General features: G+C 72.4%; 19 protein-coding genes. 11 read left to right on the forward strand and 8 right to left on the reverse strand.

What is annotated here, in order from left to right; translation table 11 throughout:
* Positions 1 to 9: 9 nt before the first annotated feature.
* The 3 genes from BLU95_RS39150 to BLU95_RS39160 all read right to left on the reverse strand — a co-directional run bounded on the left by BLU95_RS39150 (position 10) and on the right by BLU95_RS39160 (position 3,165).
* Positions 10 to 960 (reverse strand): SIS domain-containing protein, encoded by a 951-nt coding sequence (locus BLU95_RS39150; RefSeq protein ID WP_093864213.1) that lies wholly within the window; start codon positions 958 to 960, stop codon positions 10 to 12.
* A gap of 157 nt (positions 961 to 1,117) precedes the next feature.
* On the reverse strand, positions 1,118 to 2,077 hold the full coding sequence (locus BLU95_RS39155) for a 1-phosphofructokinase family hexose kinase (RefSeq protein WP_093864214.1): 960 nt from the start codon (positions 2,075 to 2,077) through the stop codon (positions 1,118 to 1,120).
* The gene (locus BLU95_RS39160) at positions 2,074 to 3,165 is read right to left on the reverse strand and encodes an ROK family protein (protein ID WP_093864215.1); all 1,092 of its coding nucleotides are present in this window, start codon (positions 3,163 to 3,165) and stop codon (positions 2,074 to 2,076) included. The genes BLU95_RS39155 and BLU95_RS39160 overlap by 4 nt, the downstream gene beginning before the upstream one ends.
* Positions 3,166 to 3,458: 293 nt before the next feature.
* Between BLU95_RS39160 and BLU95_RS39165 the strand changes: the two genes are divergently transcribed.
* Positions 3,459 to 4,259, forward strand: a complete 801-nt coding sequence (locus tag BLU95_RS39165) for a DeoR/GlpR family DNA-binding transcription regulator (RefSeq protein ID WP_093864216.1) — start codon at positions 3,459 to 3,461, stop codon at positions 4,257 to 4,259.
* Between the two features lie 137 nt (positions 4,260 to 4,396).
* Positions 4,397 to 4,834, forward strand: coding sequence for a glutaredoxin domain-containing protein (locus BLU95_RS39170; RefSeq protein ID WP_093865450.1), 438 nt, complete (start codon positions 4,397 to 4,399; stop codon positions 4,832 to 4,834).
* Positions 4,835 to 4,886: 52 nt separating this feature from the next.
* Here the strand turns inward: BLU95_RS39170 and BLU95_RS39175 are convergent, their stop codons facing one another.
* The gene (locus tag BLU95_RS39175; protein ID WP_093864217.1) at positions 4,887 to 5,870 is read right to left on the reverse strand and encodes a GNAT family N-acetyltransferase; all 984 of its coding nucleotides are present in this window, start codon (positions 5,868 to 5,870) and stop codon (positions 4,887 to 4,889) included.
* Positions 5,871 to 6,116: 246 nt separating this feature from the next.
* Between BLU95_RS39175 and BLU95_RS39180 the strand changes: the two genes are divergently transcribed.
* From BLU95_RS39180 to BLU95_RS39200, 5 genes are all read left to right on the forward strand, one after another.
* Entirely contained in the window at positions 6,117 to 6,632 is a 516-nt protein-coding gene (locus BLU95_RS39180) for an RICIN domain-containing protein (RefSeq protein WP_159425213.1), read from the forward strand.
* 294 nt (positions 6,633 to 6,926) lie between these two features.
* Entirely contained in the window at positions 6,927 to 7,418 is a 492-nt protein-coding gene (locus tag BLU95_RS39185) for a DUF2975 domain-containing protein (protein WP_093864219.1), read from the forward strand.
* Complete coding sequence (locus BLU95_RS39190; protein WP_231978118.1) at positions 7,418 to 7,720, forward strand: helix-turn-helix domain-containing protein; 303 nt, start codon at positions 7,418 to 7,420, stop codon at positions 7,718 to 7,720. Before BLU95_RS39185 ends, BLU95_RS39190 begins: the two co-directional genes overlap by 1 nt.
* A gap of 220 nt (positions 7,721 to 7,940) precedes the next feature.
* The gene (locus BLU95_RS39195) at positions 7,941 to 8,456 is read left to right on the forward strand and encodes an RICIN domain-containing protein (RefSeq protein WP_093864220.1); all 516 of its coding nucleotides are present in this window, start codon (positions 7,941 to 7,943) and stop codon (positions 8,454 to 8,456) included.
* A gap of 364 nt (positions 8,457 to 8,820) precedes the next feature.
* On the forward strand, positions 8,821 to 13,089 hold the full coding sequence (locus tag BLU95_RS39200; RefSeq protein WP_093864221.1) for a golvesin C-terminal-like domain-containing protein: 4,269 nt from the start codon (positions 8,821 to 8,823) through the stop codon (positions 13,087 to 13,089).
* A 113-nt stretch (positions 13,090 to 13,202) separates the two neighbouring features.
* On the opposite strand, the gene BLU95_RS39205 is transcribed toward BLU95_RS39200, so the two are convergent.
* Entirely contained in the window at positions 13,203 to 14,447 is a 1,245-nt protein-coding gene (locus BLU95_RS39205; protein ID WP_093864222.1) for a PP2C family protein-serine/threonine phosphatase, read from the reverse strand.
* Positions 14,448 to 14,933: 486 nt separating this feature from the next.
* On the opposite strand from BLU95_RS39205, the gene BLU95_RS39215 reads away from it, so the two are divergent.
* Positions 14,934 to 16,178 (forward strand): alpha/beta hydrolase family protein, encoded by a 1,245-nt coding sequence (locus tag BLU95_RS39215; RefSeq protein ID WP_093864224.1) that lies wholly within the window; start codon positions 14,934 to 14,936, stop codon positions 16,176 to 16,178.
* Between the two features lie 178 nt (positions 16,179 to 16,356).
* Here BLU95_RS39215 and BLU95_RS44790 read toward each other — a convergent pair whose 3' ends face one another.
* On the reverse strand, positions 16,357 to 17,004 hold the full coding sequence (locus BLU95_RS44790; RefSeq protein WP_231978119.1) for a winged helix-turn-helix transcriptional regulator: 648 nt from the start codon (positions 17,002 to 17,004) through the stop codon (positions 16,357 to 16,359).
* 87 nt (positions 17,005 to 17,091) lie between these two features.
* On the opposite strand from BLU95_RS44790, the gene BLU95_RS39225 reads away from it, so the two are divergent.
* Positions 17,092 to 18,510: an MFS transporter gene (locus BLU95_RS39225; protein WP_197698676.1), complete on the forward strand. Its 1,419-nt coding sequence runs from the start codon at positions 17,092 to 17,094 to the stop codon at positions 18,508 to 18,510.
* Between the two features lie 216 nt (positions 18,511 to 18,726).
* Positions 18,727 to 19,569, forward strand: coding sequence for an undecaprenyl-diphosphate phosphatase (locus tag BLU95_RS39230; RefSeq protein ID WP_093865451.1), 843 nt, complete (start codon positions 18,727 to 18,729; stop codon positions 19,567 to 19,569).
* Positions 19,570 to 19,711: 142 nt separating this feature from the next.
* On the opposite strand, the gene BLU95_RS39235 is transcribed toward BLU95_RS39230, so the two are convergent.
* Positions 19,712 to 19,915 (reverse strand): DUF397 domain-containing protein, encoded by a 204-nt coding sequence (locus tag BLU95_RS39235; protein ID WP_093864226.1) that lies wholly within the window; start codon positions 19,913 to 19,915, stop codon positions 19,712 to 19,714.
* Positions 19,912 to 20,598, reverse strand: coding sequence for a DUF5753 domain-containing protein (locus BLU95_RS39240; RefSeq protein WP_231978120.1), 687 nt, complete (start codon positions 20,596 to 20,598; stop codon positions 19,912 to 19,914). Before BLU95_RS39240 ends, BLU95_RS39235 begins: the two co-directional genes overlap by 4 nt.
* A gap of 147 nt (positions 20,599 to 20,745) precedes the next feature.
* On the opposite strand from BLU95_RS39240, the gene BLU95_RS45390 reads away from it, so the two are divergent.
* Complete coding sequence (locus tag BLU95_RS45390; RefSeq protein ID WP_286158608.1) at positions 20,746 to 20,871, forward strand: hypothetical protein; 126 nt, start codon at positions 20,746 to 20,748, stop codon at positions 20,869 to 20,871.
* The last annotated feature ends 65 nt before the right edge of the window (positions 20,872 to 20,936 follow it).

The following is a 20,936-nucleotide window of genomic DNA, read 5'->3' on the forward strand; positions in this document are numbered from 1 at the left end:
GGCGGGCGTTCACGCGGTGGCGGGGCCGAGGATCACGGAGCGGGTCAGGTTGCGGGGGCGGTCCGGGTCGTAGCCGCGGGCCTCGGCGAGCAGCACGGCGAGCCGCTGGACGAGGATCAGGTCCGCGAGCGGGTCGAGCGAGCCGGGCTCGGACCCCGAGGCCTGCCGGAAGAGCCCGCCGACCCGGGCGACGTCGTCGGCGAGGCCCTGCGGGGCGGGGCCGAACAGCCAGGCGACCCGGCCGGGGCCGGTGATGCTGATCGGGCCGTGGCGGTACTCCATGGCGGGATAGGCCTCGGTCCAGGCGCCGGCGGCCTCGCGCATCTTCAGGCCGGCTTCGAGGGCGAGGCCGTACGTCCACCCCGTGCCGAGGAAGGTGAACTGCTCGGCGCCGGTCAGTTCGGGAGGCAGGGGGGTGTCGAGGGCCGGTGCGGCGTCCCGGACGGCTTCGGCCACCGGGCGCACCCCGGCCGGCCGGGCGCCCTCGGCCTCCAGATGGGCGCGCAGCAGGACGAGCGCGGTGGTGGCGAACCGGGTCTGGACGACGGATTCCTCGTCGGCGAAGTCGAGCACGACGGCGTGGTCGGCGGCCGTCATCACGGGGGTCGCCGGGTCGGCGGTGATCGCGGTGGTGGGGACGGTGCCGCGGAGCTCCGCCAGCAGGTCGACGACCTCGGTGGTGGTGCCGGAGCGGGTCAGGGCCACGACACGGTCGTAGCCGCGGCCGAGGGGGAACTCGGAGGCCGCGAAGGCGTCGGTCTCGCCGTGGCCGCCGCTCTCGCGCAGCCGGGCGTAGGCGTGGGCCATGAACCAGGAGGTGCCGCAGCCGACCACGGCGACCCGCTCACCGCGGCGCGGCAGCGCGCCGGTGTACGAGCCGGCGGAGCGGGCCGCTCGCGCCCAGGTCGCGGGCTGCGAGGCGATCTCGACCGAGGTGCGGGAGGTTTCGAAGGCGGTCACGCGGATTCCTTGCCGTGAGAGGGCGGAGGGGGAGGCAATGAGGTTGAAGGTGGTGCCCGGTTGCTCAGCATGCTGTTTCACGAGCACGCTTACTGTCAAGAACTGCTCGTAATTTGCCTCTATCAATCACAATCGAGCAACTGTGGCGCGCGCGAAGTCACCGCTCCGGGACCGCCGGGGCCGCCGGGGTCGTCAGGACCGCCGGGACCGCCTCGACGACGACCCGGGGGAGCAGCCGCCGGAACACGGCGGAGTCGACCTCGCCGGCGACCGGGCAGGGGACGGCGGCGGCCGACAGGGCCACCGCCGTGCGGAGGATCTCCGGCCAGGCCGAGCCCGCCGCCAGCCCGGCGGCGACCGCGGCCACGCAGGCATCGCCGGCGCCGGTCGGATTTCCGGCCAGCCGTTCGGGCGGCGCGCCCCGCCAGGTGCCGTCCGGGGTGACGGCGTGCAGACCCTCGGCGCCGGCCGAGGCCACCACCGCGCGGGCGCCCAGGGACCGCAGCGCGGCGCCCGCGCGGGCCGGGTCCGTGAGCCCGGTCGCCGCGGCGATCTCCTCGGCGTTGGGCTTGACCACGTCGGGCCCGGCCGCGAGAGCCCTGAGCAGGTCCGGGCCGCTGGTGTCGAGCACCGTGAGCGCACCGGCCGCCGCCGCCGTGCGGACGAGCTGCGCGTAGGCGTCCGCCGGGAGACCCGGCGGGGTGCTGCCGCTGAGGACCACCACGCGTGCCGTCGCGGCCAGGGCGGCGTAGCGCCGGTGGAAGAGCTGCCACTCGGCCGCGGTCACCGTGGGCCCGCGCCCGTTGAACACGGTGGCGTCGCCGTCCGCGCGCGAGACGACGGCGAGGGTCCGGCGCGACTCACCGGCCACCTCGACGAACTCGCCGCGGATCCGGGTGCTGCGCAGGCCGTCGAGGATCCGGCGGCCGGTGGCCCCGCCCACCAGGCCGGTGGCCACCGGGTCGTGGCCGAGGCCGCCGAGCACCCGGGCGACGTTGATCCCCTTGCCGCCTGCCCGTTCCTGCTCGCCGTCGACGCGGTGGGAGGTCCGGGGCCGGAGGCTGTCGACGGTCCAGGTGACGTCGAGCGCGGCGTTGAGGGTGACGGTGAGGATCATCGGCCCGGGACCCCCGCCGGGCCGTCGGCCCCTGCCCGGTCGTCGGCCCCCGTCCGGTCGTCGGCCACGGGACGCCCGGTGGGGGAGCCGGCGGCCACCGGAGCGCCCTCGGCCACGGGGAGCCCTGCCGCCCGCCACGCCGCGAGGCCCGCGCCGAGACAGGCCGCCCGGTCGCCGAGCGCGGCCCGCACCACGACCGGACGGCGCTGGAAGGTCAGACGCTCCGCCAGTGCGCCCCGCACGGGGTCGAGCAGGAGCCGGTCCGCCTCGGCGAGACCGCCGCCGAGCACGATCAGTTCCGGTGCGAGCAGGGTGGTGGCGGTGGCCAGTGCCTCCGCCAGTGCGGTCGCGGCCCGGTGCCAGACCGCGCCTGCCACGGGGTCGCCCTGCGCGGTGAGGGCGGCCACGTCGGCGGCGCCGGACACGGGCCGCCCGGTGCGCGCGGTGTAGGCGGACGCCACGGCGGCGGCGGAGGCCACCGTCTCCAGGCAGCCGGAGCCGCCGCAGGCGCACGTCCCCTCCCCGGACGCGACGGGGATGTGGCCGATCTCGCCCGCGTACCCGCCGGCCAGGACCGGTCGGCCGTCGCAGACGAGGGCCGCGGCGATGCCGGTGCCGATGGCGACGAACAGGACGTCGTCCGCCCCGCGCGCGGCCCCCATCGCGCATTCGGCGACGCCGCCCGCGCGGACGTCGTGGGCCAGGGTGACGGGCAGTCCGGTCCGTTCCTCCAGCAGGGCGGCCAGCGGGAGGTCGCTCCAGCCGAGGTTCACCGACCGGACGGCGCGCCGGCGGGCGTCGTCGACGATGCCGGGGACGGCCACTCCCGTGTGCCGCACCGGCAGGCCGGACCCGGCGGCGGAGCGGTTGAGGTCGAGCAGGGTGTCGGCGACGGCGTCGAGGACGGCGGAGGGCCCGTCGGTGCGCGGGGTGGGCCGGTGCACGGTGTGCAGCGGACGCATGCCGTGGTCGAGAACGGCGCCCTTCATCCCGGTGCCGCCGACGTCGAGCGCGATCACGCAACCCGGCCGGCGGCCGTCGGTGGAGGGTTCGGCCGGGGTCGGTGAGGTGTTGCTGATCAAGGGCATCGAACCATCCTGGATGATCGAAGATGCGCGCTGATGGCGCCAAAGCTGCGAAAACGTTCACAATGGATGAGCGCAGTATCGAGGCCGAAGGCCTGTCGAGTCCAGAGCCCGGCCACCGAATGTCCGGTGACGTGCGCGGCTCGCCCGGGCCACGCATGGCCCGGCGGTGCGGCGATACGATCAACTCCGCGCACACGTCCCGGGGCGGCGGACCGGCCGCCAGGGGCGGCCGAACCGGATCCCGCAGGGGCGCGGCGCGGTGCCGGAGTTCCGTTCGAAGAAGGGTCGCGCGCATGTCCAAGCAGGAGCGGTGGAGCAAGCTGCTCGAACTCCTCGCGGTCGACGGCAAGCTCGACGTCGACGAGGCGGCCGTCTCGGTGGCGGTGTCCCCGGCGACCATCCGGCGCGACCTCGACGAGCTGGCCGAGCAGCGGCTGCTGGTCCGCACGCGCGGCGGGGCGATCGCGCACGGCGTCTCCTACGAGCTCCCGATGCGCTACAAGTCCTCGCGGCGGGTGTCGGACAAGCAGCGCATCGCGACCGCCGTGGCCGAACTGCTGGGCGAGGGGGACGTGGTCGGGCTCAACGGCGGCACCACCACCACCGAGGTGGCGCGGGCACTGGTGCTCCGGGCCGGCGGGGGCCCCGCGGAGCGGGGCGAGGCGGCCTCCCGGCCGGTCTACACCGTCGTCACCAACTCCCTGAACATCGCCGGTGAACTCGCGGTCCGCCCGCAGTTCAAGCTGGTGGTGACCGGTGGCGTGGCGCGGCCCCAGACCTACGAACTGGTCGGGCCGCTGACGGAGGGCGTGCTGAACCAGGTGGTCCTCGACGTCGCCGTGCTGGGTGTGGACGGCGTCGACCCGAGACTAGGTGTGATGACGCACCACGAGGACGAGGCCGGCATCAGCCGGCTGCTCGCGGAGCGGGCCCGGAAGGTGATCCTCGCGACGGACTCGTCGAAGATCGGCAGACGCGCCTTCGCCCGGATCTGCGGGCTGGACCGGATCGACGTGCTGGTCACGGATTCCGGTCTGACGCCCGACATGGCGGCGCGGTTCACCGAGGCGGGGATCGAGGTCGTCGCGGTCTGACCCTCCGTCGCCCCGCGCCGCCGACGGTTCGAGGCGCTCCGCCACCCTGAGTCGTTCGCGCGAACAACAGCGGTGGACGTGCCGGCACCGACGGTCGGAGGCAGGGGCGGGCCGACCCGTTGGTAGCCTGCACCACCGTGATGCGCTCATGGATCCTGTCATTGCTCTTCGCGCTCAGCGGCTCGGCGGTCGCGGCCGGGACGGCCCGCTCGGGGAACCCCGGCGCGGCCGCCGGCGTCCTGGTGGCGTTCCTGGCGCTCGCGGGCGTGAACTCGCCCTTGATCTTTCCGGCGTCGGTCGGCGCGGAGGAGGCGCAGCGCCGCAGCGCGGCCGACGGCCGGCCGGTGATCTACTGGCGGCCGGGCTGCAAGTACTGCATCCGGCTGCGCGTCCGCCTGGGCCGCAGTGCCCGCCGGTTGCACTGGGTCAACATCTGGAGCGACCCGGCGGGCGCCGCGGCAGCTCGGGCGGCCAACGACGGCAACGAGACCGTGCCGACCGTCGTCGTGGCAGGCCGTCCCCGCACCAACCCCGATGCCGAATGGGTGCGCGAACAGCTCTCCCGCACGATGTGATGAGGCACGGTCGGGTCCTGTGGACCGGCCCGGCAGTCCCATGACCGGTCGATCAGGCGAGCGACCTGCGGTATCGGACGTACTCGTTCTGCCGCCGGAACCCCACACTCTCGTAGAGGTCGTAGGACCGGTGCGGATTTGCCGTGCCCGTGAACAGCCGGGCGGTCGTTGCACCCTGCTCGCGAAGGCTCCGCAGCCCGTCCAGCAGCAGCGCCCGGCCGATTCCGAGGCGTCGGTGGTCCGCCCGGACACTCAGCTCTTCCACCTCGCCCACCGTGGGGTCGTGACGACGGACGGAGCAGAGCGCGACACCGACCATGTCCTGCCCGTTCCAGGCGGCCCGCCAGCATGCCGGGTCGGCGGTGTCGACGAAGTCCTGGAAAGGCCATCCCTGGGCAAAGTCGGTGTCCGCGTACGAGTCGACGACCGTCTTCCAGGCCGCACGGTAGTGGCTCGTCCCGATCGGCCCGGTCCGTATCCCGGCCAGCAGTCCGCCGCCCGGCTCGGGCACCTGCCGCAGATCGCCCAGCTCCAGCTCGACCAGGCTGAAGACACGTCGATAGCCGGATGCGCGAAGAAGTGCCGTGGCGTCCGGCTCGGAGACCGTGGCGTTCGCACCCATCACTGCCGTCCGCGCCGTTCCGTGCAGTTCGACGAGCCGGCGGATCCGTTCCTCGGCCCAGCGGAGCATGGCCGAGCCGATGCCCTGACCGCGATGCTCGGGCAGAAGGTGACCTCGGTGCAGGTACAGCCAGGTACCGTCCCGCTCCTGCCACCACCGGATCGTCGAGTAGCCGACGACGACCCCGTCGAGCAGCACCAGGACCTGGTTCTCGGACGGCTCCTCCAGTCCGGCGGAGGCTTCGGCGATCTCGGCCGCCGTGGGGAGCCCTTCCAGCACCGAACGGGCATCGACCCGATCCCGCTCGGCGCAACCCAGCCGCACCGCGGCCATGGCGGCGTGGTCCTCGCCGCCTCGGTACGGCCGGAGCCCGAAGCCGGCCGGAAGGTCCTGTCCCGCCCCGCCGTCCGACATGACCCGATGCTCTCGGACTTCGAGGCGGGTCCGCCACCCTGTTTCGCGTCACGGTCGACCGCGTGGTCCACGTGACCACGGTGCCGTGCGGGCCGGATCGCGGCCCGGCCGCGGCGCGGTTTCCGTACGGGACAGAACGTCCTTGTGCCTGCTTCGTGAATGGGCATGGACCTGCCATCGATCGTCTGCGACGCTTCTTCTGCTACTCCGGTTCCTCTGTCCTCTCGATCAGAAGGAGCACAGACCGTGGCACGGATCTCCCGCAGGACCTCTGTCGCCGTAGCGGCGGCAGCCGTGATCGGCGGTGCGCTGCTCTCCGCGCCCGCCGCCTCGGCCACCGACCGGGCCGCCCGGGCGGGGCTCGGCTCGTTCCTGCAGAACACCAACAGCGGCAAGTGCCTCAGCCCGGCCGGTGGCGGCGGTGCCAACAACACGCCCACCGTCATCTACAACTGCGACTCCGACCCGTCCCGCCAGTGGTACCTGGTCAACAAGGGCAACAACCTCTGGCAGGTGCTCAACATCAACAGCGGCAAATGTCTGAGCCCGGCCGGCGGCGCGGGCGGCAACAACACCTCCACCGTCATCTACCTCTGCGACGACGACCCGTCGCGGCTGTGGTACTTCAGCGGCAGCTACCTGGTGAACCACAGCAGCGGCAAGTGCCTGAGTCCGGCCGGCGGGGCCGGTACGAACAACACGCCCACCGTCATCTTCAACTGCGACTCGGACCCGTCCCGCGCCTGGCGTTCGGCGTCCTGATTCCGGCCGTCGAAGGCCCGGTCGGGCCGCGGACGCGCGCCCACCGGCGGACCGGCGCTCACTGAGCGCACCGCGGGGTCGGCACCCGAACGGGTGTCGGCCCCGTGCCGCGGTGGCGGCGGTGCCCGGGTGTCGTCGCCCCGCCGTGAACGGCGACGGCCGCGGTGCCGGGCGGTGCCGAGCGGTGCCGCCCGGGGCGGGTCCGGCGGGCTGCTGGGCCGCACCCGGTCCGCCTCTTGCCTCGTCTATCGAAATTCGATAGATTCCCATCGCAACTCGATGGATGGGTGGATCATGGGCAAGCTGACAGTGCGCGCGCTGCGCGCCGTGCTCGTAGTGGTGCTGACCGGCACCGTGTTCGTACAGGCCATGATGGTGTGGGCCCTGGTCAGCGGGAACGATCCGGAGGACGGGACGCTCCCGTTGACGGCGCTGCGCGTGGTGACGGTCCTGGGCATCGGGGCGGCGCAGGTCGCCCTGGTCTGTGTCTGGCGACTGGTGGCGATGGTGCGGCGCGGAACCGTGTTCTCCCACGCGGCCTTCCGCTACGTGGACGGCATCATCGGCGCGATTGTCGCGGCCGCTCTCGTGTGGTTCTCGGTCACGGCCCTGAACGCGCCGGGCCAGCGGGACGACCCCGGCGTCACCCTCATCATGGGCGGGATCGGCCTCGCGATCCTGGGTGTCGCGCTCATCGTGCTCGTGCTGCGGATGCTGCTCGCCCAGGCCGTCGCCCGTGACGTCGAAGCGACCAGGATGCAGGCCGAGTTGAACGAGGTGATCTGATGCCGATCGCGGTCGACATCGACGTGATGCTGGCCCGGCGGAAGATGTCCGTGGGTGAACTCGCGGACCGCATAGGGATCACGCCCGCCAACCTGGCGGTGCTCAAGAACGGCCGCGCCAAGGCGGTGCGATTCTCGACGCTCGCCGCCCTCTGCGAGGTGCTCGACTGCCAGCCGGGCGACCTGCTCCGCTGGGAGGACGACGGGGGCGAGGAGGGCGAGCGACCCGAACAGGCGGAGGGGTCCGAACGGACGGAGGGGCCCGAACGGGCGGAGGAGCCCGCGCGGCCCGAGGGCGGCTGAGCGACGCCGGTTCGACGGGGCGGCCGATGCCCAGGTGGCCCCGTATGCAGAATGACCGGTCCCCGCGCGACAACAGCGCGCGGGGACCGGTCATTTGCGTACTGGTGCGCTGCGCGGACTGTGCAGGATCGCTGCACGCCTCGCACAGTCCGGCTCGCCGGGCGCGGGCTAGATTCGATCCCTGTTGCAGACGACGGCTGTTCCTGATGAAAGGCATGTCATGCGCAAGCCAATAGTGTTCCTGGCGACGGCCCTCCTGGCGGCGGGTTTCCACGCGGCCACGGCTCCGCAGGCCTCGGCGGAAGGCGGTCCCTTCTGGGGCGAGCTCTTCACGCCGGTCGGCCCCGGCACCTGGTACCCCGCGAAGTGCGCCACTCCCAAGGGCAACAGCACGGCGAACGGGACCATCATCACCCTGTGGAACTGCACGGGCGACGAGCTCCAGAAGTGGGACCACGACGGCCACCAGATCTTCCACAAGGCGAGCGGGAAGTGCCTGACGCCGCAGGGCGACGCCTACGGCGTCAACGGCGCGGTGCTCACCCTGTGGCCGTGCGGGGACTACCGCAACACCCCCAGCCAGAACTTCTGGTCCTCGGACTGGTCCATGCACACCAGGTACTCGGACAAGTGCCTGACCAACAAGGGCGGTTCGTCCGGCAACGGCACCTACCTGACCCTGTGGACCTGTGCCGCGGACTTCCCGCCGGAGCAGCACTGGCAGATGCGGTACTGACGGACGGCACCCCGGCGGGCGGGCACCGGACCGGCCTCCGGCCCGGCGGTCCGTCCACCGGGGACCTGCCGGCCGCACCGGATGTGCGGACCGGCCGAGCGGACACCCGCCCCGGCGGGGCACCGGACCTTCAACGTCCCGCCCCGCCGCGGCGAGTGGACCCGGCTGTGCCCGGGTGGGCACAGCCCCCGAACGACGAGATACGGGGACTTCTCTCTTGCGATCCATCCGACGGGCATGCCTGCCGGCCGCCGCGGCGGCCGCCTGCGCGGCCCTGACCGCGGGCCTGCTCCAAGCCCCTCCCGCGACCGCCGCACCGGCCCCCTCCGCCGGGGCCGTGCCGCCACCCGCCGCCTCCTTACGCGTGGACAGTCCGGACCAGACCCTGGGAAAGGAGTGGAAGGCCTCCGAGGACCGTGCGGTGACCGGCGCGGCCGACGCCGAGGCGTTCAAGATACTCGTCGCCGACGAGGCGGCGGCGTACGAATGGAAGACGGTCGCCGCGCTCGCGGAGCCCGGGATGCCGGCCGATTCCTGGATCGGCAACCAGTGCGTCATGGACGACTCGCACGTGGCCGCCGTGTACGCCCCGCGCGCCTTCACGAACAAGCCCGACCTGATGCAGGGCGGCGCGTTCACGGCGATCGTCAACACCAGGACGGGCGAGGTGACGAAGCTGCCGTTCACCGCCACGCTCGCCTACTTCGACCCCGCCTGCAACACCACCACGCACACGGCCGCCTTCACCCAGTACCGCGACATGAACGACGCGGCGCAGGTCAAGACCCAGGTCGTCACCGTCGACACGGCGGGCACCGTCGTCACCAGGACGGGCGAGCTGCGGGGGCAGGTGTCGTCGGCGGTGCCGGTGAAGGACGGTGTGGTGGCCGGTCTGGGCCGCGATCTCGTCCGGATCGACGGCAACGGCACGATCAGCCGGCTCGCCGCGGGCGACAGCATCCCCTTCGACATCCGCCCCATGGCGGACGACCGCGTCGGCTTCGTGGACCGCAAGGACTCGGGGACCGCGCGGGCGAAGGTGTACGGCGGCAGCGGCGACGAGCCGCTCACGGTCGCCACCGGGAACCCCGGAGAGCTGGAGCTGGTGTCCGGCGCGCAGGGGCGCGTCTTCCTCACCGGCCGTCCCCGGACCGTCGACGTGGAGGGGAGCGGAGTCACCCGCCTCGACGCGCCGGCGGGCACCGAGGTCTCCTCCGAGGGCCACCTCGCCGTCGCCCCCGTCCTCACCCCCGGTGTCCGCGCCGGACTGACGCGGATCAAGGCGGCGGGGAAGGGCTTCGACGGGGCGGCCGCCCCCGAGGCGGGTGCCCCCGACCCCTCGGGGACACGTCCCGGGACCCCGGCCCCGGTCGACGGCACCACGACGGTCACCTCGACCGTCACGGCGACGGGCAAGGAGGTCCGGCAGCGGGTCGCCCCGGCGCAGCCGAGCCCCGCCGACGATCCGTCCCCCGCCCTGACCGGCGACGCCGAACCGCGGACGACGCCCCCCGCGGCCGCGGCCGCGGGCGCGCCCGACTCCCACGACCCCCGCGACACCGACCGCTGGTGCTCGGTCTCCCGCAACGACATGGGTGTGCAGGCGCTGCAGCCGACGCCCAACCAGGTCGAGTGGGCGGTGGACATGGCCGTCCGCGGCGAGTTGCGCAGCAACTGGATCCGGCAGGGCGACTACCGGGGCCAGGCCGGGCTGCTCACGATCGACCCGCAGGGGCTGTTCCCCCGCCCGGAGCTGAAGGGCGGCGGACGGATCCCCGCCAATGTGCTGCTCGGCATCCTGGCGCAGGAGTCCAACCTGTGGCAGGCCGAGTCCGGCGCGATCCCCGGCCAGACGGGCAGCCCGCTGGCAGCCGTGGACGGGTACTACGGCCACAGCGCGAAGGACACGCTGCTCGGCTACTGGCGCATCAACTGGGACAAGTCCGACTGCGGTTACGGCGTCGGCCAGGTCACCGACGGCATGCGGCTGAAGGGGCACGAGAAGCCCGGCGAGACGAGCCTCGAGCCGGCGCTGCAGAAGGCGATCGCCGTCGACTACGCCACCAACATCGCCGCCTCCATGAAGATCCTCGCCGACAAGTGGAACGAGGTGCACGCCGACGGGCAGCGGATCACGGTCAACAACGACGACCCGTCCCGTCCGGAGAACTGGTTCACGGCGGCCTGGAACTACAACCTCGGCTTCAACCCGAAGTCGGAGGCCGGCCGGAACGGCGGCGCCTGGGGCCTGGGCTGGTACAACAACCCCGCCAACCCGATGTACAAGAAGGGTGCCTGGGACCACCCGTTCATGGATGTGAGCCTCAACCCGAACAACATCCGGGACGCGGCGACCCCGCAGTACTGGCCGTACCAGATGAAGGTGATGGGCTGGTCCGCCTGGTCCATCGACGCCGGCTTCTCCTACGGCACCGACGGACGCCAGGACTGGAAGGGCGAATCGGGCTTCAACTCGGCCGGCTTCAACCCCGCCTGGTGGGCCACCCCCGCCGACCGCTCCCGGGTCAGCCCGCCGATCGGGACCTTCTGCAACACGATGAACAACTGCAACCCCGCCAGCCCGGTGGACTGCCCGGACGAGGCCTGCTACCGCCAGTTCTGGTGGAACCAGGAGAACGCGACCTGGAAGCCCGACTGCAGTCAGACCTGCGGGCACGAGAACATCAAGTACCAGACCCTGCGGGCCGAGCCGGGCCGCGGCTACCGGCTGAAGAACGGCACTCCGGTGTGCGCCGGCGCCCCGGCGGGCTCCGACGTCGTCACCTCGGTCCCCGCCGGCACGCCGACCTGGTCGGCCTGCGGAGCGGCCGCCTCGACGGGCACGTTCCAGTTCACCTTCCACGCCGACATGGACCAGCACTACGAGGCGAAGGCCGATCTGCACTCGATCGGGGGCGGTCACGGCGGCCACTTCTGGTACACCCACACCCGTGACGAGGACCACTACGGCGGCGACGGCAACCGGATGACGATCGTGGGCGAGTGGACGGCGGGCAAGTCGTACGACCTCGCCGCCGTCTACGCCTACGTCCCCGACACCGGGGCGCAGACCAAGGACGCGAAGTACGTCATCAGCGGCGCGGTCGGCGGTCCGTACGAGCGGTACGTCGACCAGAACGCGAACAACGGCCAGTGGGTGTCCCTGGGCGCGTACAGGTTCGGTTCCACGCCGAAGGTGACACTGACGAACTACTCGAAGGCGGGCACCGCCGACCGCGACATCGCGTGGAACTCAGTGGCCTTCAAGCCGATCAGGGGCACCTTCGTCCAGCGTTCGCTGACCGCGGCCGCGGTGTTCGACCCGAACCAGGAGCTGAACTCCAACTGGCCGGTGTCGACGGAGATCAACTCGCCCGTGCGGTCCATGAAGGCCCTCTACGACTGGGGGCTGGGCCTGGCCGACCAGGGGCCGCTGTGGAACAACCCGGACGGGGCCGACGCCCACGGTCTGACCTCCGAGGCGCGGTGCCCGACGGCGCAGGCCGTCGGCGAGTGCACGGGGCAGCAGACGTGGGACGTGGCCGACCAGTGGGCGAAGGACATCAGGGCCGGCGGCTGGGCCCCGCGCGCGGACGGTTCCGCCCCCGCGATGTCGATCCCGGTCTGGATGGCGATGTCCAACCTGCGTCCTGATGTCTCCAGGCCCGCTTCCCAGGCCTTCAGCGACCCGAACAGCTACAAGATCAAGTCCGAGGTGAGCGTGACGTTCGTGGTCGGCGAGGACGGGAAGATCGTCGACGGCAGCGCCGGGTCGAACTACCGGGCCCGGGTCGGCAACGCCCACCTGCCCCACTTCGTCACCAGGATCATGAAGACGATCGAGGCGGACTACGGGATCGCGGCACCGGACATCGACTACACCACGCAGGACGCGCTGGAGTACGGCAACGTCCAGATCTCCCACCCTTACACCGACGGTGACACCCCGGGGCAGGCGTACTTCCCGCACTTCCGCGGGGCACGGGTGGACGACGCCAAGCAGTGCGTCGACTTCCGCGCCGTCGGCGGCGGTGTGCACGGCTACCGCGCCATGATCGGCCACAAGTCGGTCAACGACAACGTCAAGGCGTGGGTGGACAAGGTCGACGCGAGCCTGAGGACCAACCACGCGGTGAAGCGGTTCGCCGGCGACGTCTACGCGATGTTCTTCAAGAACACCGGATCCTGGAACAACAACATGGGCGGCTCCATGATCGGCAACGCGCCCCCGATCTGGCAGGACATCGCCGCGGCCTTCTGCGCCGACGGGTCCGTGAAGCCGACGCACTACCAGCGCAACGGCGACGCGACCCCGTCCAACGGGATCGTCTTCCAGTCCTACATGCCCGACCTGTACCTCTACGTCGACGACCGGCTGACCGACAACCTCGGCCGCCCGTCGAACCAGCGGATCAGCGGCGGGGACTGGAGGAACTTCTCCAACTTCCCCGCCACCGCCCCCAACGGCAACGCCTACGGTTCCTGCTCGGCCGCCACCCGCGGCAGCGGCGGCAACCCGTGGGCGGTCGACGCCCCGGCTCCGGTCATCGGCGACGGCCCGGGGAACCGGCCGAACAAGGTGGTGCACTGCGACGACGCGGCCAACGAGTTCACCAGCAATCTCACCCGGTGACCGTGTGCGCCGTCGCGTGATGCCGTGACACGACGCGAGGAGAGGGGGAGGCCCGCCACGGGCCTCCCCCTCTCCTCGCGTCGGAGGGACCGGTGGCGTGCGGGTCCTGGCGGTCAGAGGCGCAGGACGATCAGGGCGGTGTCGTCGGTCAGACCGGCCGGGGGGACGAGGTCGGTCAGGAGCGCGTCGGCGAGGGTCTCGGGGTCGGCACGGCGGTGGCGGGAGAGGGAGCGGGCGAGCCGGTCGAGCCCGGTGTCGATGTCCTCGCGCCGGCGTTCGACCAGCCCGTCGGTGTAGAGGACGAGGACGGAGCCCTCGGTGAAGCCGGTCCGGGCCTGGGGGCGCGGGACGTGTTCCGGGCGGGCGCCGAGCGGGGGATCGGTGGCGCGGTCGAGGAAGGCCACGGTTCCGTCGGGGTCGCACAGGGCGGGCGGCGGGTGGCCCGCGCTGCTGTAGGTGAGGGTGTGCCCGGTCCAGTCGACGAAGACCGACACGGCGGTGGCGCTCTCCGCACCGTCGACGAAGCGGGCGTACAGGCCCAGCACGTCCAGGGCGGTGGCGGGACCGCCGGCGACCCGGGAGGCCGCGGACAGGGCGCTGCGCAACTGGCCCATCACACCGGCGGCGCGCAGTCCGTGGCCGACGACGTCGCCGACCGCCAGCGCGACGGTGGTGCGGGCCGTGCCGGGCAGGTCGGCCAGGTCAGCAAGGTCGTACCAGTCGCCGCAGACGTTCAGGGCCCCGGCGGCGGGCCGGTAGCGCACGGCCGCCCGGTGGTGGCCGAGCGGGCGCGGCGCGGGGAGCATCGCTTCCTGGAGGTGGAGGGCGACCTCGCGTTCGCGGGCGTGGGCGTCGCGAAGGCGTTCGTTGATCTCCTGCAGCTCCTGGGCACGCGTGTACAGCTCGGCCTCCAGGGCTCGGGCGCGGTCGCCGTCGTGGGAGCCGCGGGCCGTGATGAGGTCCGTGACCTCCTCGACACGGTGCAGCAGCAGTGCCACCGTGCCGTCCGGGGCGAGCACGGGCGCGTTCACGGGGCTCCAGTGCCGCTCGTGCCACACGCCGGGGCGCTCGGGGTCCTCGACGTCGTAGCGCTGCAGGGCCATGGTGTCGCGCTCACCGGTGGCCATGACCCGCTCGAGCGAGGCGTGCAGGTTGCGCACACCGTTCGCCGAGGGGTCGTTGGGGTTGTCGGGGAAGACGTCGAACAGGTAGCGGCCGATGAGCTGCTCGCGGGTGCGTCCGGACACGGCCAGGAAGGCGTCGTTGACGTCCGCGTACACCAGGCCGCGGGTCAGCAGCGCGGCCGGACCCGGCAGCGCCTGGAAGACGGCCTGGTAGTCGATGACGGGTCCGTTCACGATCCACCTGCCCGTGCGGGGGGTCCTTCCACCATAGGAGCGGGCCGCCCGCACGGCACGCTCCAGGGGGCGCGGGGTGCGGGGGCGAGGGCGCGGGAACGTGCGTCCTGGCGGCTGCGGCGTCGGTCGTGGGCCTGCACGTCGTCCGGACCGCCGCGCGGCCGCGCGGCAGCCGTGAGGAATGCCGCGCGGTCGCGCCGGTCAGGGCCCGATGACGTTGATCGTACGGTTGATCGAGGACACCGGCACGAGGATCTTCCTCATACCGAGCAGCCCGGAGTCGCTGCTTCCCGTGGTCCAGCACCGGTCGAACGCCCGGTCCGGCGTCCGGGTGAGGAATTCACCGCCCCGGCTCAGACGGCGGACGGCGGACCGCGGTCGGCCGGGGAGGAACCCCCTAGGGGGCGCGAAGGCCCCTTCCCGGAGGGGGCAGGTCCACCGCTGAGTGGACGTCAGTTCCTGTGCCTGCGACCTACCGTCGCCGGTATGAGACGACTTCGCGCCACCGTCGGCGCGGCAGCCCTGCTGCTTGCGCTGCCCCTGTCCGTCGCCGCCGCCGGCCCGGCCCCGGCCGCACCGCCGCCGACAGGAAACGCCGCTGCCTCCTCCGCCACCCCCGCGTTCGGTGCCGCCCCCGCGTTCGGTGCCGCCGCATCCGGCGGCCCCGCCACGACGAGCGACCCGGCCGCCGTCCGCATCGAACTCCCGCGCCCGACCGGACCGTACGCGGTCGGACGGGAGATCCTGCACCTGGTGGACCAGGACCGTCCGGACCCGTGGGTGCCCTCCGCCGGTCCGCGCCGGTTGATGGTGTCGATGTACTACCCCGCCCACGCCGGCACGGGCGGCCCGGCCCCCTACATGACCGCCGCGGCGGCCCGCGCGATGATGGACACCCGGCTGCCGGGCAACACCCTCCCGACCGAGGTCCTCGCCGGTGTCCGGACCTGGTCGGCGACCGGCGCCCGTCCACAGGGCGGCCACTACCCGCTGGTGGTGCTGTCACCCGGCTTCATCGACGCGCGGACGGTCGTCACCGGCCTCGCCGAGGATCTGGCCAGCCGCGGTTACGTCGTCGCGCTGGTCGACCACACCTACGAGAACACCGGCACCACCTTCCCGGACGGGCGGACGCTGCCCTGTGTGATGTGCGGCGTTCCCAAGGACTGGTCGAAGGTGGACGAGAGCCGGGCGAAGGACGTCTCGTTCGTCATCGACCGACTGACCGGCCGCACTCACCCGGCGTGGCGCTACGCCCGGATGATCGACCGCGACCGGATCGGCATGGCCGGTCACTCCGCCGGTGGCGCGGCCGCCGTCCCGGCCCTGCTCACCGACTGCCGGATCCGGGCCGGGGTGAACCTGGACGGCACCATGGACGTCCTGGTCCCCGCCACCGGGATCGGCGGCAAGCCGTTCCTGATGATCGGACACTCGCTGGACGGCGAGGCCGAGGACGAGAGCTGGGAGAAGAGCTGGCCCCGCCTCGACGGCTGGAAGCGTTGGCTGACCGTCGAGGGCACCGACCACCACAGCTTCACCGACTTCCCGGTGCTCATCGACGGACTGGGCCTGCCTCCGCAGCCCGGCACCACCATCGCGAGCGGGCGCGCCGTCGATCTCACCCGCCGGTACGTCGCCGCCTTCTTCGACCTGCAGCTGAAGGGCGTCCGGCAGCCGCTGCTCGACGGACCGAACGCGGCCGACCCGGAGGTGGGGTTCCACCCCTGACCTCCGGTCCGCGAACATGTCGGTCCGAGCGGCCGGCGTCACGATCCGCGGGCGTGCTCGTGCTCGTGCTCGTGCCGATCGCGGACGGTGATCCGCGGTCCTGATCGCACGACGGGGCGGGGTCGGCCCGGGAGCCCAAGGGTTCTCGGTGCCGGCCCCGCCCCTTTTCTGCTCCGGTTCACGGTGCTGACGCCGCGGCACTGCCGGGGACGGTGGGACCCCGGTGGTCCCAGCCCGGGGAGCGGACCTCCAGGCTGACGTCCGGGCTGCGCACCTCCACCCCGCAGGTGCGGCAGGTCCAGGCCGCGTCCAACGGGTGGCCGGGGCTGTCCGGGTCGTGCGGGTCGTCCGGGTCGTCCGGGCCGTGCGCGTCGTGCGCGTCGTCCGGGCCACCCGGGTCGTGCCGGTGCTCCGGGTGGCCCGTGTGCTCCGAGCGCCCCGGGTGGTGGTGCAGCACCACGGGCGGCTCGGGCGACAGCCAGCGGTCGCCCCAGGCGAGCAGGGCCTGGGTGAGCGGGGCGAGGTCCCGGCCGGCCTCGGTGAGGTGGTACTCGTAGCGCGGCGGACGCTCGCTGTAGGCGCGGCGTTCGACCACGCCGGCTTCCTCCAGGGCGCGCAGCCGGGCGGTGAGCCGGTCGCGCGGGGCGCCGGTGTTGCGGGCGATCCGGTCGAACCGGTGATTGCCGTAGAAGAGCTCGCGCACGGCGAGCAGCGCCCACTTCTCGCCGAGGACCTGCAGCGCGGCCGCGATGGAGCAGGGACGGCCCGGCAGGGCGGTGGTGGCGGGGCGGTCGGCCGGTGTGCGGGCATCGGTGTGCGGGGTCACTCCACCAGCCTGCCACAGTGGGTTGCGTATTCAAACTCACTGCCGCTAGCGTTCCGGGCCATGAAGTCAGTTGGAATATCAAACCCAGTGGCTGGGCCGACCGTGCCGACCCTGCCGGCCGACCGGGACCGCCCCCACCGCCGCGCCGTGTTCCTGGTGCTCGCCGCCGCGGTCTTCGTCTCGAACCTCGACCTGTTCATCGTCAACGTCGCCGTCCCGGCGATGCAGCAGCACTTCCACGGCAGCAGCCTGGCCACCCTGTCCTGGGTGCTGAACGGCTACGCCATCGTCTTCGCCGCACTGCTGGTCCCCGCCGGACGGCTGGCCGACCGCATCGGCCACCGGACGGTGTTCCTCGCCGGCCTGGCCGTCTTCACCGCCGCCTCCGCACTCTGCGCACTCGCCCCGACCGTCGGCTGGCTCGACGCCGCCCGGGTCCTCCAGGCGGCGGGCGCCGCCGCGCTGATGCCGACCTCACTGGCCCTGCTGCTCGACGCCACACCCGCGGCCGAGCGCCCCGGCGCCATCCGGGCCTGGGCCTCGATCGGCGGGATCGCCGCCGGCCTCGGCCCGGTGCTCGGCGGACTGCTGGTCGAGGCCGACTGGCGGTGGGTGTTCATCGCCAACGTCCCGGTCGGCATCGCCGCCGTCGCCGTCGGCACCCGGGTACTGCCCCGGCTGCGCGCCGAGCGGAACGGGCCGCTGCCGGACCTCTTCGGTGCCGTCCTGCTCACCGCCGCGATCGCCACCCTCACCGTGTCCCTGGTCAAGGCCGACGAGTGGGGCTGGCTCTCGGTCCGGGTCCTGGGCAGCCTGCTCGCTAGCGTCCTGCTGACCGCCTGGTTCCTGCGCCGCTCCGCGCGGCACCACGCCCCGATCGTCGAACTGCCGCTGCTGCGCGTGCCGGTCTTCGCCGCCGCCAACACCTCGGCCCTGCTGTTCACCCTCGCCTTCGCCGGCATGCTGCTGACCTCGGTCCTGTGGTGCCAGCAGGCCTGGGAGTACTCGGCGCTGCGGACCGGACTCGCCATCGCCCCCGGGCCGCTGCTGGTGCCCCCGGTCGCCCTGGGCAGCGCCGTACTGGTGCGCCGGCTCGGCCCCGGCCGGGTCGCCGCGCTCGGCACCCTGCTCTTCGCCGCCGGCATCGGCTGGTGGACCGCCGTCGTCGGACTCCGGCCCGGCTACGCCACCGAACTGCTGCCCGGACTGCTGCTCACCGGCCTGGGCGTGGGACTGACCCTGCCCACCCTGATCGGGTCCGCCGCCGCGGCGCTGCCGCCCACCCGTTTCGCCACCGGCTCGGCGATCACCACGATGGCCCGGCAGATCGGCGCGGTGGTGGGCGTGGCGCTGACGGTCGGCCTGATCGGCACCCCGCACGGGCCGCAGGCCGTGCTGGACGGCTTCCGGCGCGGCTGGACGCTGGTGATCGCGGCAGCGCTGCTGGCGTGCGCGGCGGCCCTGGTGCTCGCGGCCGTCCAGCGCCGTGCGGCGGATCGGCGGTAGCGGACCCCCGTCGGTGACCGTGACCTGCGTCTTCAGGAAACGTTCAGCCTGCCTCCGCCATGCTGGCCGCGCCCCCGGGCCACCCGGGAGCGCGAGCGCCGCGCAGCCGGGGGCAGGCAGCCCGTTCCGGGGCCGTCGCCCGGGGCTCCTCCTCCGAGCGGAACGGGAAGACACGATGCGAAGCGAACAGCGGGCATGCGCGGCGGGTGTCCGGTGATCAGCTGGTTCCACGCGGCCGTACTCGGCCTGGTCCAGGGGCTCACGGAGTTCCTCCCGGTCTCCTCCAGCGCCCATCTGCGAGTCTTCTCCGCGCTCCTGGGCTGGGACGACCCGGGCGCCGCCTTCACCGCGGTCACCCAACTCGGCACCGAGTCCGCGGTCCTGATCTACTTCCGCAAGGACATCGCCGCGATCGCTTCCACCTGGATCCGCTCACTGTGGACGCCCGCACTGCGCCGGGACCCGAACGCGCGGACGGGCTGGTTCGTGATCGTCGGCACGCTGCCGATCGCGGTGCTGGGCAAGCTGTTCCAGGACACGATCGAGACCCAGCTGCGGGACCTGCGCATCATCGGTACCACGCTGATCGTCTTCGGCCTGGTCCTGGCGGCCGCGGACCGCAGCAGGGCCGTCCGCAGTGCCCGGCAGATCGACTCGCTGACCTTCCCGCACGCGCTGGTCTACGGCGCCGCCCAGTCACTGGCGCTGATCCCGGGCGTCTCACGGTCGGGCGGCACGATCAGCGCGGGCCTGTTCCTCGGCTACAGCCGGGAGGCCGCGGCCCGGTACTCCTTCCTGCTGGCGATCCCGGCCGTGCTCGCCTCCGGCACGCTCGAACTGTTCAAGATCGGCGAGGGCCCGGCGCCCGCCTGGGGGCCGACCGTCCTCGCCACCCTGATCGCCTTCGCCGTCGGCTACGCGGCGATCGCCTGGTTCCTGAAGTACATCTCGCACCACAGCTTCCTGCCGTTCGTGATCTACCGGATCGCTCTCGGCATCCTGATCATCGCCCTGGTCACCGCCGGCGTGCTCGCCCCGACCGCCGGCACGGTCCACTGACCCGCCGGTCACGGCGGGGTCGCCGCCCTCGCCGCCGCCGTGGTCCGTCCGGACGGACCACGGCGGCGGTGGACGGTGGTCCCGAGGAACCCCGCCGCACTGTTGCGACGGGGTCCGGTCGGCAGGCATCGAGGAGACACCATCAGACGGCGCCGAACTCCCCATTGCGCACCGCACTGAGGAACGACGAGAACTCCGCAGCCGGGAAGACGAGGGAGGGGCCTTCGGGGTCCTTCGAGTCACGGATCGGCACGATGCCGGCCGAGGTCGCCAGATTTGCTGCAACCTCCACGCAGTTGCCGCCGTTGCTGCTGTACGACGACTTGAACCACTCAGGTTCGCTCACGGCAGGTCCTTCCGTAGATGGCTGATCAGAGCCACAGACTCCACCGGTGAAAGGGCTGCGACCTGTAGCTGATAGTAGGCCGTCAGAATCGGCACCACGGAGTCACTGTCCCGTTCGAGGTGCCCCTGCTGCGACGACTCGGCGTAGGACATCAGCGACCTGTTCGGCAGCGTGAGAATGTTCACCGGCAGGTCGAAGGCACGGTTCTCGCCTATGGCGTAGGGCGCAACTTGCAGGACTGTGTGCGGAAGCGCTGAAAGTTCGGCCAGCAGCTCCAACTGCGCAGCCATGACAGTCGGTCCACCGACAGTCCGACGGATACAGCTCTCGTCCATCACGACGTGCACAAGGGGTGGCGGGTCCCGACGCAGCCGAAGCTGACGGGCCGCGAGGTAGTCCACTCGCTTCTCGGCCTGGTCCTGCGTGACGCTCCCCCGACGCACGGCCCCGGCCGCAATTGCTTCCGCATACTCCTGCGTCTGGAGCAGGCCGGGCACGATCCCGAGATCGAACAAGCGCAGTTCGACGGCCTTCGCCTCCTGGGCCACGTACTCGGCGAACCCTTCCAGCAGTGGAGAGTTCTTGACGTCGTGGGTCTTGCGGGCGAAGACGCCGTCCGTTCCGAAGGCCTTGTCAAGTTTCTTCGAAAAACGTGGAGTTGGCGGCCTCCGATTGGTTTCCACCGCGGAGAAGTGCGACGAGGAGTACCCGGACAGTGAGATCGAACCGAACGAGATCGAAGGCGAGTTGATAGAGCGGAGCCACGGCTTCGACGAGTGGCACGGCCTGAGTGCGGCAGACCTTCCGTCGTTGGGAAGGGTTCGACAACAATGATCGACTCGCAGGAGGGTACCCCCGCCCCCGGTGAGCCCGACCTCAGCGGTCAGAGCAACGAGCAGTCCGACGACGCCGACGTGCACGACCGTGCCGCCGTCGGGCGCTTCGAGAGCTTCTAGCCCTCCTCGGCCTCGTTCCGTGCGATGCCCGCGTAGGAATGGGGCACCCCCACCTCACCCGAGGA

It is taken from the genome of Streptomyces sp. TLI_053, from assembly GCF_900105395.1.
Classification (GTDB): domain Bacteria; phylum Actinomycetota; class Actinomycetes; order Streptomycetales; family Streptomycetaceae; genus Kitasatospora.

What these genes read in the sequence shown, in the direction of transcription:
- BLU95_RS39195 (WP_093864220.1), top strand. Translation starts at nt 7,941, where the DNA reads ATGCGCAAGCCAATAGTGTTCCTGGCGACGGCCCTCCTGGCGGCGGGT.
- BLU95_RS39175 (WP_093864217.1), bottom strand. Translation starts at nt 5,870, where the DNA reads ATGTCGGACGGCGGGGCGGGACAGGACCTTCCGGCCGGCTTCGGGCTC.
- BLU95_RS39215 (WP_093864224.1), top strand. Translation starts at nt 14,934, where the DNA reads ATGAGACGACTTCGCGCCACCGTCGGCGCGGCAGCCCTGCTGCTTGCG.
- BLU95_RS39165 (WP_093864216.1), top strand. Translation starts at nt 3,459, where the DNA reads ATGTCCAAGCAGGAGCGGTGGAGCAAGCTGCTCGAACTCCTCGCGGTC.
- BLU95_RS39155 (WP_093864214.1), bottom strand. Translation starts at nt 2,077, where the DNA reads ATGATCCTCACCGTCACCCTCAACGCCGCGCTCGACGTCACCTGGACC.
- BLU95_RS39190 (WP_231978118.1), top strand. Translation starts at nt 7,418, where the DNA reads ATGCCGATCGCGGTCGACATCGACGTGATGCTGGCCCGGCGGAAGATG.
- BLU95_RS39160 (WP_093864215.1), bottom strand. Translation starts at nt 3,165, where the DNA reads ATGCCCTTGATCAGCAACACCTCACCGACCCCGGCCGAACCCTCCACC.
- BLU95_RS39185 (WP_093864219.1), top strand. Translation starts at nt 6,927, where the DNA reads ATGGGCAAGCTGACAGTGCGCGCGCTGCGCGCCGTGCTCGTAGTGGTG.
- BLU95_RS45390 (WP_286158608.1), top strand. Translation starts at nt 20,746, where the DNA reads ATGATCGACTCGCAGGAGGGTACCCCCGCCCCCGGTGAGCCCGACCTC.